The sequence below is a fragment of the Haloferula rosea genome, assembly GCF_016595525.1.
In the GTDB taxonomy this organism is placed as follows: Bacteria; Verrucomicrobiota; Verrucomicrobiia; order Verrucomicrobiales; family Akkermansiaceae; genus Haloferula; species Haloferula rosea.
This window is the reverse complement of record NZ_JAENII010000011.1, coordinates 72,078-87,829: the sequence shown is the minus strand read 5'-3', so window position 1 is coordinate 87,829 and position 15,752 is coordinate 72,078. Positions and strand designations below refer to the sequence as shown.

Below are 15,752 nucleotides of genomic sequence, written 5' to 3'. Positions count from 1 at the left end.
ATCAAAGAGGAAAAGTGATGGGAGGGCGGAACGGCAGTCGTCTAGGGCATGTTGATTGTCAAAGCTTGTGTATTTGTCGGGTGAGGGTAGCGTGCCGCGGTCGGCGACAAGGGGGAATCGAGTATCCTTTGGGCCGCCCTTCACCCATCACCCTTACGACATGATATCCAGATTTGGTCCTCAAGATGAGAGACCGTCGATCCTGCGGCGCCTCACCCTGTTGGGGATGGTTCTGCATGGCACGAGTTTCGGAGCGGTCCTGAACTTAACCAACACCAATTTCGGTTCAGGTTTGGAGCCGGACGTTCTCACGAGCGGGACGGGAGCGACCTTTCGTGGTGGCTTCCTCAATGGGGCACTGTTCCGGGATCCTTCGGTGGAAGGAAGTTCGGGTTCGGGGGTATTCCGCGATTTGTATCGACTGACGCCACCGAATGGAAAAGGCAACGTGATCGAAGCCGGCTACAACCGGGCGCGGATGGATTCAAAAATCCCAGGTGGATTCGATCCCGTGATTCGGGTGGGTGATCTGATCGAAGACAGCACGGGAAGTGCCTACATCTTCGTGGTGGACATCAATGAGTCGAATTCCGCTCCCGAGAGTTTCATCTCGATGGATGATTTCAAGATATGGGTGGGTGGTGCCAATGATCCTTCCACTCTGCCGGACTCCCTGGCAACTCTGGGCGCTTCACTGGGAATCCCAATCTATGACATGCAGGGTGATGGAGGAAACAACACGGTTTTCCTGGATGCGAGGCTCTCCAGCGGCAGTGGTGGAGGAGATGCCTTCATCTTCGTCCCGAAGACTCTGTTCGGAGATGACGAGAACGCCTTGGTCTATGTCTACAGTCAGTTCGGGGCCTACACGGCGTTGCCGGGCTTTGGAGCGGGTGCGACGAGCGAGCAGGTTTCGATCCCGGGCAAGTCGCTTGATGGCACCGGAGGAACGACCAACCAAAGTACGATCGGAGCCGGGGTTCCTGTTCCGGAGCCCACGGTGGTCAGTTTGCTTTTTGGGGGTGTCGCCTTGCTGCTGAGGCGCCGTCGCTAGGCGCCTCCGGCTGAAATGATCCGGATGGCCTCCGGGTAGATGCGGTGTTCCTGCTCCTGGATGCGTGCGTGCAGGGTCTCGGCGGTGTCGTCGGGCTTCACCGGCACCTTGGCGCGGATGATGGTCGGGCCGGTGTCCATGCCGGCATCGACGTAGTGGACGGTGCAGCCGGTTTCGGGCACTCCGGCATCGAGCGCCTGCTTCCATGATTCGAGGCCGGGGAAGGCCGGGAGCAGGGAAGGGTGGATGTTGATGATGCGCTCGGGGAAGGCATCGAGTAGTGGTTGTTTCACCAGGCGCATGAATCCTGCGAGGCAGACAAGTTCCACGCCGGCGTCCTTGAGTGCCTGCGCGGTTTCGGTCTGTGCCTCGTCGGGGAATTTCTGTTTGAAGCCCCGGCAGTCGATGAGCCCGGTGGGGATGCCGTGCTTGCGGGCGCGTTCGAGGATGAAGCCATCGGGGTTGTCGGAGAGGACGAGCTCGATGGAGGCATCGAGGGAGCCATCGTCGATGGCATCGAGGATGGCTTGCATGTTTGATCCGGAACCGGAACCGAGGATGCCGAGGCGCATGGGCGAAGGTTGGCCTCTTCCGGGCGGATCGCCAAACCCGAAAACTGTCTGTCTCCTTGGGTCTTGCCATGGGCGGTGCCGGAGTTCAGGGAAGAGTCATGCACGATCCGCGCGTTGATGAGTTGGCCAAGCAGTTGGTGGGTTATTCGGTTTCCCTGAAGAAGGGTGAGAAAATCCTGATCGATCTCTATGATGTGCCCGACTCGATCGGCCTGGCCTTGATCCGTGAAGCCCGCCGCAAGGGTGGGGTGCCGCTGCTCCGGATCAACCATTCGCGCCTGACCCGTGAGATGCTGAAAGGGGCGACCGATGACCAGTACAAGACGCTCGCCAAGCACCTGATGGGTGAGATGAAGGATGTGGACGCCTACCTCGCGGTGCGGGGCAGCGACAACATCGCGGAAAGCAGCGATGTGCCGGCGAAGCGGATGGCCCTGGCGATGAAGTATCTGCGTCCCGTGCTCGATCGCCGGGTGAAGAAGACGAAGTGGTGCGTGCTGCGCTGGCCGTCTCCATCGATGGCCCAGCAGGCGGGAATGAGCACCGAGGCCTTCGAGGATTTCTACTTCAAGGTGTGTCTGGTGAACTACAAGGCGCTGCTCCCGGCGGCCAACGCGCTGAAGCGCCTGATGGACAAGACCGACCTGGTCGAGATCAAGGGGCCGGGCACGGACCTGAGATTCTCCATCAAGGACATCCCGGCGGTGACCTGTGCGGGGACCTGCAACATTCCCGACGGCGAAGTATTCACGGCACCGGTGAAGCACAGCATTGAGGGTGTCCTGAGCTACAACGCGCCGACGATCTACCAGGGGATCCCGTTTGATTCGGTCAAACTCACCTTTGAAAAGGGGAGGATCGTGAAAGCGGAGTCGCCCGGGAAGAATAAGGAACTCAACAAGATCCTCGATAGCGATGCGGGCTCACGTTTCATCGGCGAGTTCGCACTCGGCTACAATGCGGAGATCCGCCATCCGATGCGCGACATCCTGTTCGATGAGAAGATCGGTGGTTCCTTCCACTTCACGCCGGGTCAGGCTTACGAGGAGGCGGACAACGGAAACCGCTCGCAGGTGCACTGGGACATGGTCTGTATCCAGCGCAAGGACTACGGCGGTGGTGAGATCTGCTTCGACGGGAAGCTGATCCGCAAGGACGGGGTGTTCCTGCCGAAGTCCCTCGCGAAGCTGAACGGATGAGCGACTATTTCCCTAGTAGTTCGATCTCTGCGGCGCCGGCATAGGGTTTTCCCTGCGCACCGCGGAGCGAGACGAAGCGGAACCAGCGGGTGCGCCCGGGCTCGTCGAACAGGTGGGTCCTCTGGCTGGGATCGTTGAGGAGGTTGCCGAATTCCCCTTCCTCGAGCTTCGTCCATTCCCTGCCGTCGGGGCTGGTCTCGATGCGCCAGGCTTCGACCATGCTGTCGGGGACGCGTCTGTCCTGGCGTGGCAGGTAGGTGAATCCGCGGATCGCGGTGGTTTCAGGCAGCTCGATGGTGAGGGCGATCGGGTGTGCCGGATGTCCTGCCGCCCATGAGGAATGCCAGAAGGTGGCGGTGTCACCATCGATCGCCTTGGTGGCCTCATACCCGGCGTGTTCACTGCTGGCCGTGATCTTCCAACCCTGCGGGCGGAGTCCGAAGGTGGCTTCGCTGACCGGCCCGCTCTGGTCGCCGACGATGCTGGTGGCTTGCACGGTGCCTCCTTCGGGGAGGTCGAAAGGGTCGGTGAAGCGTGGCGACCCGGCGTCGGGTTGGCTGCCGTCGAGCGTGTAGTGGATCGCCGGGCCGGGGCGGGGTGTGGTGAGGGAGATCCTGCCATCCGGGGCGCGCGTGATGGACACGGCCTGGGGTGGGGCCGCGTAGTAGTGGGCGGTGAGGGTGGCGATCGACGGGGTATTCCGGGAATCCAGGATGCGGACGCGCAAGCGGGAGGTGGTCACTTCGTCGAAGCGGTGGATCCGCTTGTAGCCGATCACACCGGCCGATGAGATCTCCACCCACTTGTCGTCGATCCACGCGTCCAGCGCATGGGATTTGACCCGTTGCCCGACCTTGCCGATGGCTTCCTGCAGGGCGATGCGGTTGATGGTGCGGGGTTCCGACAGGGTGATCTCGAAACTGCCCTTGATGCCTTCCGGCTGCCAGTAGCTATCGAGGTCTGAACCGTCGACGCCCTTGGCCGTGGTGCGGAATCCTTGGGCCAGATCGGTGCCGTAGGTGGAGCGAACCCGCCTCCCGACTTCGGTCATGCAGGCCACGTCGCGCGGGCCGAGCTTGCCGTCGGTGGCGGGCGGGACGTTGAGCAGGAAGACGGCGTTGCCGCCGACGGAGCGCTCGTAGATGTCGAAGATTTCATCGGCGGAACGAACGTTCTGTTCGTGCTCGTTGCGCCAGAACCATCCGTTGCGGATCGAGGTGTCGACTTCGGAAACCATGTAGTTCAGGAACTTCGCCGTCTGCTTTTTCCCATAGACCTCGTAGTTCCGTGCGAGGATGCGGGCATCCGACCCGATGTCCTGAGGGGTCCGGTCGAGGCCGGAGAGGTTCATGTCGCCGATTGGCAGGATGTTCCACTCGTTGGCGCGGGTGCCACCGTGTTCGTTTCCGCACCAGCGGACATCGGGACCTCCGAAGATCACGGCGTCGGGTGCCAGCTGGCGGATCATCGAGAACCACAGGTCCTTGCGATAGGTTTGGCCGCCCTTCCGCTTCGGGTGCGCTCCGTCGAACCAGACTTCGTGAACCGGACCGTATTCGGTGAGAAGCTCGTAGAGCTGGTTCATGAAGTAGCGGTTGTAGTCGTCCAGTTCGTGCTGGAATGCCGGTTTGCCCTCGGTCCGGGCCCGTGGTTTCAGTGGGTCGCTCTGCAGGCTGGCGGGATCCGTGGGGATGACGGATGGGCGTGGCTTCGACTCGTTGCCATAGAGTCCATCCGGGCTCTCGATCTGGAACAGGTCAGCCGGGGAGAGGTAGACACCGAGCCTGAGGTCGAACTTGCGGCACGAGTCCGCGAGCTGCCGGAGCACGTCTCCCTTGCCATCCTTCCATGGCGACTGGTGCACGGAAAATGCGTCGTTGTAGCGCGTCTGCCAGGTGCAGTAGCCGTCGTGGTGTTTGACGGTGATGATGACCTTGGTCATGCCCGCGTCCTTCATGACGCGGCACCACTGGTCGGTGTCCACCACCTCGGGCGCGAAGACCTTGGCGTCTTCCATTCCGTTGCCCCATTCCCTTCCGGTGAAGGTGTTCGGGCCGAAGTGGATGAAGCCGATGAACTCCTCCTTGTGGTAGGCGAGTTGGCGTGGCGAGGCCACGACATTCGAGGCGATTTCCAGCAGCTGGGCGTCGGTCTCGTTGCCGCTGAGCGCGACCGTCTGGATGTGCTTCTCGGCGGCGAATGACGCCGCGACGATGAGTGGAAGCAGGAGCATTTTCATGGTAGCGAAGGGGTTCTACTTCTTGCGGATGAGGACGACGCCGTTCGAGTCATCGCCGGTGTCGCCGTAGATGAGTGCCTTCACCTTGAATGAGGCGCCGGTCTGATAATTGTCGACCTTGATGGTGTAGACGTTGTCCTTCCTGCTTCCACCGGTGAAGCCGTGGTGGATGTCCTTTCCGACCGGGTCGACGTCGTTGCGGACTACCTCGATGCCGTCGATGTCGAGACGGTGCTTGCCGCCGGTGTATTGGAAGGTGATGAGGTAGGTGCCGTTTTCGTTGATGAATCCGGTGGCATCGAAGACGACCTCTTTCGGCTTCTTGTTGCCGACTTCGCCCGACTTCCACTCGCCGATCTTGCTACCGAGGTGGGCGAACTTGTTGGAGGCATCGATGTAGGTCCAGGTCAGGCTCGTGTCGCCGTTTGCTGCGACGGTGACGGCCTTGAAGGTGGCGGTTTCCGGTGCGGTGAGCGGTTGGGTGAGTCCGGGGGATTCCGCGGTGGGTTCCGAGCCGTCGAGGGTGTAGTGGATGGAGCCGCCGGCAATGGGTGTTTCCCCCGTGACGAGGAGACTGCCGTCCGGCTGACGCTTCACCTCGAGGCGGGGTGTGGGCATGCGGAAGTGGTAGTCAGCGTGCTGGTAGCGCAGGTAGTGGGCTTCCATGCGTTTACTAAAGTCCTCGTAGTCCCGTGATTCGCGGGGAGTCCATGTGACTTCGGCAAGGGCGGCCATGCGTGGCAGGCTGAGGTAGTCGACGTAGGCTTCCGAGGCGGTGGTGCCTTGGCCGGGTTTGTCGGCGAGCACGTCTGCGCGATGAAGGAACTGGTCGGTCCAGACACAGCCGTTGGCTCCCAGGATATTGGCTGCGGCCTTGGGATCGAGTCCGTCGGGTGTGGGGTGCCAGCGATAGGCCTTTTTGAGGGAGATGGGAGGGATCCAGGTGGCGGTCGGTGGTTCGCCGGGGAGCTTGCTTTCCGCCACGTCGAAGTAGGCGTGTCCGGTGAGTGCCATGACGACCGGGTTGCCGCGTTTGGCTCCATCGACGGCGGTGCTCGGCTTGTGCCAGGTCATGATGCCGGCCTGATTGCTCACGCCGCAGTCGAGGATTTCATCCCAGCCGATGATTTGCTTGCCGTGTTTCTTGAGCACCTGCTCGATGCGGGTAGTGGCCCAGCCCTGGAGCTGCTTGCTGGATTTCAGGCCCTCTTTTTTGCGTCGGTCCTGGCAGTGGTCGCACGCGTCCCACCGTTGGTAGCGGGCTTCGTCGCCGCCGATGTGGACGAATTTGGCGGGGAAGAGTTCGCAGACCTCGTTCATGACGTCTTCGAGGAAGGTCCAGGTGGATTCCTTGCCGACGCAGTAGAGTTCCGGCGAGATCGAGTGCCTGGTGGGGACCTCGAACTGCTTTCCGGTGCAGCCGAGCTCCGGATAGGCGACCAGCGCGGGGAGGGTGTGGGCGGGGATCTCGATTTCAGGAATCACCTCGATATTCCGTTCCTTGGCGTAGGCGACGATTTCGCGGATGTCGGTCTGGGTGTAGAATCCACCGTAGCGTTGATTGCCTTTGCCGCGCCATGCGCCGATCTCAGTGAGTTTCGGGTATTTCTTGATCTCGATGCGCCAGCCAGCGTCGTCGATGAGGTGCCAGTGGAGCACGTTCATCTTGTGCATGGCCATCATGTCGAGATAGCGCAGGACGTATTCCTTGGTGAAGAAGTAGCGCGAGACATCGAGCATCATGCCGCGCCATGGATAGGCGGGCTCGTCGGTGATGGTGACGGTGGGAATGGTCCAATCACTGAGGTCGTGGGCCGAAGTACGGAAGGCACCGGGGTCGAGGAGCTGGCGGAGTGTCTGGGTGCCGTTGATCAGGCCGGCGAGGGTGCGTCCGGTGAGGACGGCACCATCGTCCCGGGTGACGAGCTGGTAGGCTTCGCGGCCGGTGGTATCGGGGACGTCGCCGAGCTGAAGGTGGATGTTTCCGAGACTGACGCCCGACTCCTGTTTGACGGGTAGCTTGAGGCGGGTGGGGGGGCGGAGTGAGAGGGCGAGCAGCTCGGCGGCCGGGGCGGTTTCCTCACCGCTGTGGGTGATGGTGGTTTCATCCGTCAGGCGCAGGCCGGAGCCCTGCTCCATGCGCAGAGACACGGGCTTGGGAATGAGTGGAAGCTGGGCGGCCAGCGGGGTGAACAGAGCGAGGCTGCAGAGGAGTAGGTGTTTCATCGTTCAGTGGGAAAGGATTTCGGATGGATACGGGACGGGCTTGCCGGTCTCTCGGTCGATGGGCATGAGGGCGTGGGTTTCATCGCGCAGGTAGTCGGTCAGGAGCTTGGCGAGGAACTGGGTTCGCTCGGGGTTCTTCGAGGCGATGTCGTGGGTTTCGCCGAGGTCGCTGGAGAGGTCGTAGAGTTCGACGGTGCGCTTGGCGGGCCAGTGGATGAGCTTCATGTCGCCGAGTCTCACCGCGCTGTAGGGCGGCTGGTCGTAGTGGTTGGGGGAATGCCAGAACAGCGGGCGCCTGCTGCGGTCGGTGGATGGGTTTCGGAGCACTTCGGTGAAGCTCATTCCGTCGTTTTCCGGGGTTGGGGTTCCGGTCATTTCAAGGAAGGTGGGGAAGATGTCCTCGATGATGACCGGGGTGTCGGTGGTGGTGCCCGGCTTGGTGACCTGGGGCCAGTGGACGAGGAGCGGGACGCGCGTTCCGCCCTCCCAGCCGGTGATCTTGTGACCGCGGAGCGGGAGGTTTCTCGGGTTGTTTCGCGGGCTACCGTTGTCCGACATGAAGACGATGATGGTCTGGTCCGCCACGCCGAGGCGCTTGAGTGTGGCGCGGATGTCGCCAAGCGAGCGATCCATGCTTTCGAGCATCGAGGCGTAGACTTTCTTGTGCTTGGGCCAGTCCTTGTCGGCGTAGTTTCCGATGAAGCGCCGGTCCGGCTCGAATGGGGCGTGGACCGCGTAGTGGGAAAGGTAGAGGTAGAAGGGTTTCTCATCCGCGACGGCTTGCTCGACGGCGGCGATGGACTCCCGCGTGATGGCTTCGGTCAGATTGATCTTTTGGCCGTGGTATTTCTCCAGTCCGGGGATGTCCCAGATCTTGCCGCCGCCTCGCCATTCGGCGGAGAAATTCCGGTCACCGTGGTAGGATCCCGGACCGCCCATGTAGGAACCGGCGATGTTGACGTCGAAGCCGAGATTCGATGGATCGGCGCCCGGGGTGTCCTTGGCGCCGAAGTGCGCCTTGCCGGCGTGGATGGTGCGGTAGCCTGCCTTGCGCAGCAGGCCGGGGAGGGTCTCGGCCTCGAAGCTGCGCTCAACGCCGGCGCCGGTTGGCTGGAGGCCATTGAGATTCCAGTTCTGGCTTCTGAATTTCGGGTGGTTGCCCTCGGGCGAGACGTTCTTGCGCAGGGTCCAGCAGGTCACCCGGTGGCGTGCGGCATTCATGCCGGTCATCAGGCTGACCCGGGAAGGGGAGCAGATGGCACAGGCGTAGGCCTGGGTGAACTTGATGCCATCCGCCGCCAGCTTCTCCATGTGGGGGGTGCGGTAGTCTTGGTTGAGGTCGGTGGTTTCGCGGTGGAAAGGCACCGAGGTGTCCTGCCAGCCCATGTCATCGACGAAAAAGAAGACGAGATTGGGTTTTCCTGCTGAGTAGGCAGGAAAGTGCAGGAAGATGGCGAAAAATAGAGCAAGACGCATCGCGGGAGAGGGTTAGCCTGTGAAATGTGCCGATGCAAGGCCGGGTGTGAGGAGGGAATGCAGGCCTGACGGGACGGTCGGGATCTGCTGGACTGATGCCGTGACGATGCAGGAACAGCCGCCGCCGGACGTTGAGCCTCCCGAAGAGGTGCCGCCGCAGGGGTGGCATGGTTTGACTCACAAGAAGAATTTCACCGCCGCCATGGTGATTACCCTGGTCTTCATGCTGGTGGTCGTTGTCTTGCTTTCCTCGCCAATGATCCTGCGGAGCTCCAAGGCAGCGGAGCGGACCGAAGCGATCAGCAACAGCAAACAAGTGGGGTTGGCCCTGTTGGAGTTTGATCAGGAATATGGGCGCTTTCCCCATGAAACGACGGTGGCCGAGGTGCGGCGGACTACCTCGACGGGCATCGACCTGAGTGGGAGCAGTTCGAATGCGATGTTCCGGCAGTTGATCGCCTACGGGATCCAAAGTGAGGATATCTTCTACTGCGGTCACCCTGAGTTCAGGGACAAGCGCCCGGACAACAAGATACGAGGTCCTCAGGCGCTGGAGCCCGGGGAAGTGAGGTTCAGCTACGTGGCGGGGTTGGACACGTCGATGAATCCGTCGCTGCCCCTGCTGGCGGCACCGATGAAGCTGGGGACGACCTCCTTTCACGACAAGCCGTTCTCGGACAAGGGGGTGATCCTGCGAGCCGACCTTTCGGCGAAAGCTCTGACGATCCGCGCTGCGGATGGTCGCCTGACGATTGGAGGGGGCCAGACCTTGTTCGATCCGAAGAATGGGATCTGGCCTGCGGGTCATGTGATCGACCTGCGGCATCCGGAGAAGTGAGTTTCTGAATCTGTGTCCCGGGCTTGTTGGAGGGCTTGAGTTGGTCAGTGACTTGGGTGGGGTCCTCATCTAGCTTGTGAGGATGAACGATCAGGACCAACCGCAGGGAGATGATTCGGACTGGAACGAGGAACCGGAAGATGACGATTGGGGGGATGCGCCGGATGAGGATCCTGAGAGCGTGCCGACCAAGCGATTCTGGAGTCTGGGAATGATCGTGCTGTGGATCGTGATGATCCTGTTGGCGATCGGGGTCTCGCTTCCGCTGTTCTTACGACGCAGCTGTGGCGATGGTATGTCACGCACCATGGCGATCAGCAATGCCAGGCAGGTGGGGTTGGCGCTGTTGGAGTTTGACCAGGAATTCGGGAAGTTCCCGGATGAGTCCACGGTGGATGCCGTACTTCGTGGAACGGGAACGGATCTGGATCTGGCCGGTCAGAGTTCGAATGCGCTATTTCGCCAGTTGATCGCCTACGGGATCCAGAGTGAGGACATTTTCCACTGCAAGCATCCGAGAGCGGTCAGGCCGGACAACATCATCACTCCCGGCGAGGCCCTCAAGCCGGGCGAGGTGGGGTTCAGCTACGTGGCTGGCCTCGATTCGAGTCAGGCTGCCGGCCTGCCTTTGATCGCCGCTCCGATGAAGGAAGGCACGACGAGCTTCCATGAAGACGGGTTCGCCGGGAAGGTGGTGGTGTTGAGGCTGGATCTCTCGGCAAGCGCGCTTGAGCTCGGCGATGCCGATGGAGGCGTGGTCACCGAGGACGGAAAGGCATTGTTCGATCCCGAGAGCGGCCTTTGGCCCGAGGGCTATGAGCTCGATCTGAGGCATCCGGAATTCCCCCGGGCTCGAGCGGGGGCTCCGGGCGAATGAATGTGTTTCAGCCCAACAGGGTGCTGCGGCTGTAGAGTGCGACGACGGGGATGCCGCGTGCTTCGATGGCCTGGCGGCCGCCTTCTTCGCGGTCGACGAGGACGAGGGCAAAGGCAACCTTGCCGCCTTCGCGTTCGATGGCGTCGATGGCCTTGAGGGTGGATCCACCGGTGGTGATGACGTCATCGACCACCACAATGGTATTGCCGGAGGAGAAGTTGCCTTCGATCTGTTTTCCACGGCCGTGGCCCTTGGGCTCCTTGCGCACGGTGAAGACCTGGAGGGCTTCGTCGGGGTGGCTGCTGGCGGAGGTCATGCCGACGGCGAGGGAGATGGGGTCGGCGCCGAGGGTCATGCCGCCGATGGCATCGATTTCGAGTCCTTCCGCCTGGATTTTCTCGCGCACGGCGGCCCAGCCGACCTGGCCGATGAGGCTGGCGCCGAAGGGGTCCATGGCGGTCATGCGGCAGTCGATGTAGAGGTCACTCTCCTTGCCGGAGGCGAGGGTGAAGGTGCCGGTGCGGACGGACTTTTCGAGAAGGAGGGATTTCAGGGCAGAAGCGGCGTCGGACATGGCTGGAGTGGAGAGTGCCAAGTGCCGAGTGCCAAGTGAGAAGTGTGGATCGGTCGGGCTTGTGCCTTGGGAGGTGGTTGGGGAGATTCCCGATGTGGAGGATGAGAGGACAGCGAGTGAGGAGGCCTATCGGAGGTTGGAACGGTTGGCCCGCGAGGAGGCCGAGTATCTGCGTGCCCTGTTCTGGTGCGGGGGGCTGGCGAGCGTTGGGTTTTCGCTCTCGTTCGTTGTCCACTATTTGTCGGTTGGTGTCGACCTGTGGGAAGTGGCGAGGGTGGCGCTCCATCTTCTGGGGGTGTTGGGGACGCTGTGCGTTCTGGTGTTCTCCATTCCGACCTGTGTGGCGGTCTTCCTGTGGCTCCGGGCGGTGATTCGCCGGAGGCGGTTTTCCCGATGAGGGGTGGACACGATTCACGCTGTGCAGGGCAGGGTGGGTGGCACAGCGTTGGGGGCATGACTCTCCGATGTTTTGTGGTGGCCTTGTGCGTGGTTCAGGTGGTGGCGGCCGGGTCGGCCACAAGGAAGGTGATGTCTGAACGGGCGAGTGTGATCGATCCCCGCTGCAAGGCGTATCCGGAGCTGGGGTTCCTGCTCGAGACGGACGAGGGGAAGCCGGCGGACACGCAGGTGGCGAGTGTGGATCCTGCGGTGGCGAGTCGTGGTCGACTGGTGATCTGGCTGATGGCGCCGAAGGATGAGCTTTTCGAGCTGCTCAATGGCTATGGGCTTCATGTGATCCAGCCTCATTATGCCCGGCATTGGTTCGGGCTGAAATGCCAGGAGCAACCGGTCGGCGAACACAGCCGGGGGAATCTCAGGTTGGAAGCGGCGACGGGTGAGGATTTCAGTGATGAGGTGGATCTGGCCAAGCCGGATGGGATGATGGAACGGAGCCACCAATTTGTCCGCTGGCTGTCGGAAAAGCATCCCGAGGGGGATTGGGATCAGTTCCTCGCGGCGGATGGTTCGGGGTTGGACTGGGAGAAGGTGATCGTGTCCGGGGCGTCGCATGGATCGACGACGGCGGCGCGCTTCGCGAAGCATGTGAAGGTGGCCCGGGTGGTTGGGTTCTGTGGACCGCGCGACCAGTTTCAGGCCTGGCAGGGGCTACCCTCGGCGACGCCGGAGAACCGGTATTTCATGTTTTCCCATGTCCTCGATGATGGCTGGGTCGGCGACCATTATTGTCGGTCCTGGCGGATGCTGGGGTTGGGGGACTTCGGGCCGATCGTGAATGTGGAGGATGCGAAGCCGCCATTCGGGGACACGCGGAGGCTGGTGACGGACTTCGATGTCGGGGGGAGCGCGCAGGTGGCGCACGGTGCGGTGGTCCCGGGCCCGAAGGCGAAGAAGACGGAGTCGGGCGGGTGGGCGCATGATGAGGTATGGAGGTATTTGTTCACCCATCCGGTCGAGCGGGTGGGGGATCCGGTGGCTGCTGAGGCGGACTGTGAGCTGGATCTGAGGAATCGCCCGCCGAAGCCGTGAGGTGGCTTGCGTCGGGCGGTCATCCATTGCTTGCCCGATGGGGGGAGTGGACCGATGCTGGCGGGGATGAGTGAGGGTTGCCGGACCGATGAGGTGGTCGAGATGCTGAGGCAGGAAGCGCTGTTCGAGTTGCCGCATGATTTTGGTGCGGGCAGCGACCTGTTCGAACTCGGGATGGATTCGATGGCGGTCATGCAATTGATCGTGATCATCGAGGAGCGTTGGGGGGTGGCGCTGGGGGCGGAGGATGCCAGTCGGGAAAATCTCGGGACGCCGGAGAAGCTGGCGGCAACGATCCAGGCACGCCAATGAAGGTCGATGTGCTGGTGATCGGTGGGGGAAGCGCGGGGCTGGCGGCGGCGGTGACGGCGGCGCGCACTGGGGCCCGGACGCTCTTGGTCGAGCGCAATGGTCTGCTTGGCGGCATGGGAACGGCGGCTTTGGTTCACACGTTCTGTGGATTGTATCTGCTCGATGGGGACCGCGCGGAGATCGCGAATCCGGGGATCAGCTCGGAGATCGCCGAGCGGATGGAGCGGGCGACGGGGCTGGGTCCGGTAAAGATGGGCCGGGTTTGGGTGTTGCCACAGCATCCGGTGGAGTTTGCGAGCTTGTCCGACCGGTTGATTCGCGAAGCGGGGGTCGACCTGTTGTTTCACTCCGAGCTGGTCTCGCTGGAGCCGGGCTGGCGGGCTGAGGTGGTTTGCCGTGGGGCGAGGCGGGTGATCGAGGCGGACTCGGTGATCGATGCGAGTGGCGATGCGGTCGGGGCGGAGTTCCTGATGGGGGCGGCTGAACCGACGGAGGCGGTACGTCTGCAGCGGCCGGCCTATGTGTGCGGGGTGCAGGGGGTTTCGGGGGAGTTGAACTCGCTCGAGCTCAGTGGTCGGATCGTGGAAGGGATGCGTGCCGGGGCTTTGACCAAGGCGGCGCTTGGCATGCATTTCCGAGCCAGCGGCCGGGCTGGTGAGATCTTTGGAACGCTGGATTTGTCCGGCGAGGAGCAGGGCGCTTATGACCCGACGGACCCGGCTTGCCTGTCAGCGATCGAGGTGGCAGGGCGTGAGGTGGCGAGCCAGGTGGTGGCTTACCTGCGTGACCATCAGCGGGGCTGGGGCGGCGCTTACATTGCTCACTGGCCGATCCGGGCCGGGGTGCGTGAGAGCCGTCGATGGAGGGGTAGGGCGACTTTGACGGGCGAGGAGGTGCTGGCCGGTGCCACCCATGAGGACGATGTGGCATGGGCGACGTGGCCCCTGGAACTGCGTGAGACGAACCGCGGTCCGAAGCTCCGGTATTTGAAAGATGCGCGCGCCGCGGGGATCCCGGCGGGGGCGCTGCAGGCGGATGGGTTTGAGCGCCTGTTCGTGGCCGGGCGGTGCCTTTCCTGCGATCATGAGGCGCAGGCATCGATCCGGGTGATGGGGACGTGCTTCGCCACGGGTGAAGCGGCGGGCCGAATGGCGGTGGAGGGCGTTCCGGGAGGGTCGTGAGAACGAGGCTTGCTCCGTGGAGCCGGGCGAAACAATCTGCGTGTAGATCGGTTGAATAATCCTAGCAACAAGCCGTCCAAGGAATCCCCGCAGCCCGGTGATGAGCCGAGCGACGAGGAATTGGTTGTGCGCGCCCAGTCCGGTGACTCGGGGGCCTACGACGAGTTGGTGACCCGTCACCGAGGAAGGATATTCGCTATGATTCGCCAAATGGTCAAAAATGAGGCCGACGCCTGGGACTTGTCCCAAGAGGCGTTCATCAAGGCATGGAAGGCGCTGCCGCGGTTCCAGGCTCGGGCGCGTTTCTCGACCTGGCTGTATCGGATCGCCCACAACACGGTCTATGACTGGGTGCGCAAGAAGCGGCCTGAGGCGGGCGGTGAGCTGAATGATGAGATTTTCGGTGAAGGTCAGGTGGATCCATCGTCGGTGACGACGCCCAGCGTGGAGCAGCGTCCCGATGACGCCCTGAAATCCGGCGAGCTGAGGGCCCGTATTGAGGCCGCCTTGGCGAAACTTTCCCCGGATCATCGCCAGTCGGTGGTCCTCAAGGATGTGCACGGACTGGCTTACAAGGAGATTGCGGAGGTGATGGATTGCTCCATCGGCACCGTGATGAGCCGCCTGCACTACGCCCGCCATAAACTCCAAGAACTGCTGAAAGATGAATACGAAGCCCGATGACGAACTCCTGGCCCTGTGGGTCGAGGATGAGCTGGATGTGAGTGTTCACACCGAGGTCGAGGTGTGGGCCTCCGGTCAGGCCGAGTGGGCCGAGCGCCGGGAGCTGGCGCGTCGGACCAGGTCGCTGCTTGGCTCGACCATCCCTGCGGATGAAGACCTGCCGAACGGGGAGTTTTTCAATGCCCGGATCCGTCGCGAGATCGAGGTCCGCGAGACTGCTCCAGCTTCGCGCAAACCGAACGGTTCCTCGTTTTTGGGTTGGTTGGTGCCGCTGACGGCGGCAGCGAGTCTGGTGCTGGGCATTTGGATTGGCCGCGGCGGACCGAAGTCGGAAATTGTCCCTCCTCCCGTCGCGGACCTCACGCCGGTGCTTTACACGCCGCAGAAGGGTGTGAATGCCGAGCTGATGAACAGCGAGGACGCCACGGTCATCGTCTTGGCTGGGGTGGATGCGATTCCAGACAGCTGGGAGATTCCTGCGACGGTGATGCGTGAACCTGAAACCCGGCCAATGGCGTCGAAGGACGAACGATGAAGCGGGGCCGGTTTTTATGGGGGATCTTGCTGACCGTGCTGGCGTGGCCAGCGGCACTGGGCGCGGATCCGGGCCGCGATGTGGTCGGTCAGCTCGCGGTGCGGGTGTATTTCGGCACCGATGAAGACCCATCGGTTGCGGGTGAACGTGCGGCGGAGGTGGCGGACGAGACGGCTGAGCGTCTGCAGGCTCAGGAGCAGCTGAAATTCGACCACTACCGTGAGTTGGGGCATGACAAGAAGCCGGTATTCCGCAGCTATGAGAACTGGGCCCAACCGATCAAGGGCAGCGATGAGATCTTGTGCCGCTTTGAGGTCCAGAAGCGGCTGGCAGAGGAGTCGATTCGGCTCGATCTGGAGCTCTGGCTGAGTCGTAAGAAGGTGCTGAAATCCGGGATCCTGCTGGCGGTCGGGAAACCGGTGTTGGTGCTCGGCCCCGAGTGGCGTGGTGGGCGACTGATCATTTCAGTGGAATTGGAGCCGAAATCGGCGTCATAG

16 protein-coding genes are annotated in these 15,752 nt (G+C 62.3%); 11 read left to right on the top strand and 5 right to left on the bottom strand.

Features of this window, described 5'->3' with window-relative positions; genetic code table 11:
• The first annotated feature begins 160 nt into the window (after positions 1-160).
• Positions 161-1,054: a PEP-CTERM sorting domain-containing protein gene (locus JIN81_RS14050; RefSeq protein ID WP_200281006.1), complete on the top strand. Its 894-nt coding sequence runs from the start codon at positions 161-163 to the stop codon at positions 1,052-1,054.
• Here JIN81_RS14050 and purN read toward each other — a convergent pair.
• On the bottom strand, positions 1,051-1,626 hold the full coding sequence (gene purN, locus JIN81_RS14045) for a phosphoribosylglycinamide formyltransferase (RefSeq protein ID WP_200280990.1): 576 nt from the start codon (positions 1,624-1,626) through the stop codon (positions 1,051-1,053). The two genes, JIN81_RS14050 and purN, sit on opposite strands and share 4 nt — an antisense overlap.
• A gap of 98 nt (positions 1,627-1,724) precedes the next feature.
• Here purN and JIN81_RS14040 point away from each other — a divergent pair, with 98 nt between their 5' ends.
• Positions 1,725-2,825: an aminopeptidase gene (locus tag JIN81_RS14040; RefSeq protein ID WP_200280987.1), complete on the top strand. Its 1,101-nt coding sequence runs from the start codon at positions 1,725-1,727 to the stop codon at positions 2,823-2,825.
• A gap of 4 nt (positions 2,826-2,829) precedes the next feature.
• Here the strand turns inward: JIN81_RS14040 and JIN81_RS14035 are convergent, their stop codons facing one another.
• Genes JIN81_RS14035 through JIN81_RS14025 form a run of 3 tightly spaced genes read right to left on the bottom strand, consistent with a single transcriptional unit; the run spans position 2,830 to position 8,766 of the window.
• A complete protein-coding gene (locus JIN81_RS14035; RefSeq protein ID WP_200280983.1) occupies positions 2,830-5,064 on the bottom strand; it encodes an alpha-L-fucosidase in 2,235 nt (744 codons plus the stop codon).
• A gap of 15 nt (positions 5,065-5,079) precedes the next feature.
• Positions 5,080-7,290: a beta-N-acetylhexosaminidase gene (locus tag JIN81_RS14030; RefSeq protein WP_200280980.1), complete on the bottom strand. Its 2,211-nt coding sequence runs from the start codon at positions 7,288-7,290 to the stop codon at positions 5,080-5,082.
• A gap of 3 nt (positions 7,291-7,293) precedes the next feature.
• Positions 7,294-8,766 carry a sulfatase gene (locus tag JIN81_RS14025; RefSeq protein ID WP_200280977.1) on the bottom strand — a complete coding sequence of 491 codons (1,473 nt, stop codon included), beginning with the start codon at positions 8,764-8,766 and terminating at the stop codon, positions 7,294-7,296.
• Between the two features lie 106 nt (positions 8,767-8,872).
• On the opposite strand from JIN81_RS14025, the gene JIN81_RS14020 reads away from it, so the two are divergent.
• Entirely contained in the window at positions 8,873-9,604 is a 732-nt protein-coding gene (locus tag JIN81_RS14020; protein ID WP_234044927.1) for a hypothetical protein, read from the top strand.
• Positions 9,605-9,686: 82 nt separating this feature from the next.
• Positions 9,687-10,481: a hypothetical protein gene (locus JIN81_RS14015; RefSeq protein WP_200280937.1), complete on the top strand. Its 795-nt coding sequence runs from the start codon at positions 9,687-9,689 to the stop codon at positions 10,479-10,481.
• A gap of 7 nt (positions 10,482-10,488) precedes the next feature.
• On the opposite strand, the gene pyrE is transcribed toward JIN81_RS14015, so the two are convergent.
• Positions 10,489-11,055, bottom strand: a complete 567-nt coding sequence (gene pyrE, locus JIN81_RS14010; RefSeq protein ID WP_200280934.1) for an orotate phosphoribosyltransferase — start codon at positions 11,053-11,055, stop codon at positions 10,489-10,491.
• A gap of 61 nt (positions 11,056-11,116) precedes the next feature.
• On the opposite strand from pyrE, the gene JIN81_RS14005 reads away from it, so the two are divergent.
• From JIN81_RS14005 to JIN81_RS13975, 7 genes are all read left to right on the top strand, one after another.
• The gene (locus tag JIN81_RS14005) at positions 11,117-11,452 is read left to right on the top strand and encodes a hypothetical protein (RefSeq protein ID WP_234044926.1); all 336 of its coding nucleotides are present in this window, start codon (positions 11,117-11,119) and stop codon (positions 11,450-11,452) included.
• Between the two features lie 56 nt (positions 11,453-11,508).
• The gene (locus JIN81_RS14000) at positions 11,509-12,543 is read left to right on the top strand and encodes a BPSS1187 family protein (protein ID WP_200280928.1); all 1,035 of its coding nucleotides are present in this window, start codon (positions 11,509-11,511) and stop codon (positions 12,541-12,543) included.
• A 66-nt stretch (positions 12,544-12,609) separates the two neighbouring features.
• Positions 12,610-12,855 carry an acyl carrier protein gene (locus JIN81_RS13995; protein ID WP_200280925.1) on the top strand — a complete coding sequence of 82 codons (246 nt, stop codon included), beginning with the start codon at positions 12,610-12,612 and terminating at the stop codon, positions 12,853-12,855.
• Positions 12,852-14,036, top strand: coding sequence for an FAD-dependent oxidoreductase (locus JIN81_RS13990; protein ID WP_200280922.1), 1,185 nt, complete (start codon positions 12,852-12,854; stop codon positions 14,034-14,036). The genes JIN81_RS13995 and JIN81_RS13990 overlap by 4 nt, the downstream gene beginning before the upstream one ends.
• Positions 14,037-14,162: 126 nt before the next feature.
• Positions 14,163-14,720, top strand: coding sequence for a sigma-70 family RNA polymerase sigma factor (locus JIN81_RS13985; RefSeq protein WP_325100888.1), 558 nt, complete (start codon positions 14,163-14,165; stop codon positions 14,718-14,720).
• Positions 14,701-15,255, top strand: coding sequence for an anti-sigma factor (locus JIN81_RS13980; RefSeq protein ID WP_200280916.1), 555 nt, complete (start codon positions 14,701-14,703; stop codon positions 15,253-15,255). The genes JIN81_RS13985 and JIN81_RS13980 overlap by 20 nt, the downstream gene beginning before the upstream one ends.
• A gap of 35 nt (positions 15,256-15,290) precedes the next feature.
• Positions 15,291-15,752, top strand: coding sequence for a hypothetical protein (locus JIN81_RS13975; protein WP_200280913.1), 462 nt, complete (start codon positions 15,291-15,293; stop codon positions 15,750-15,752).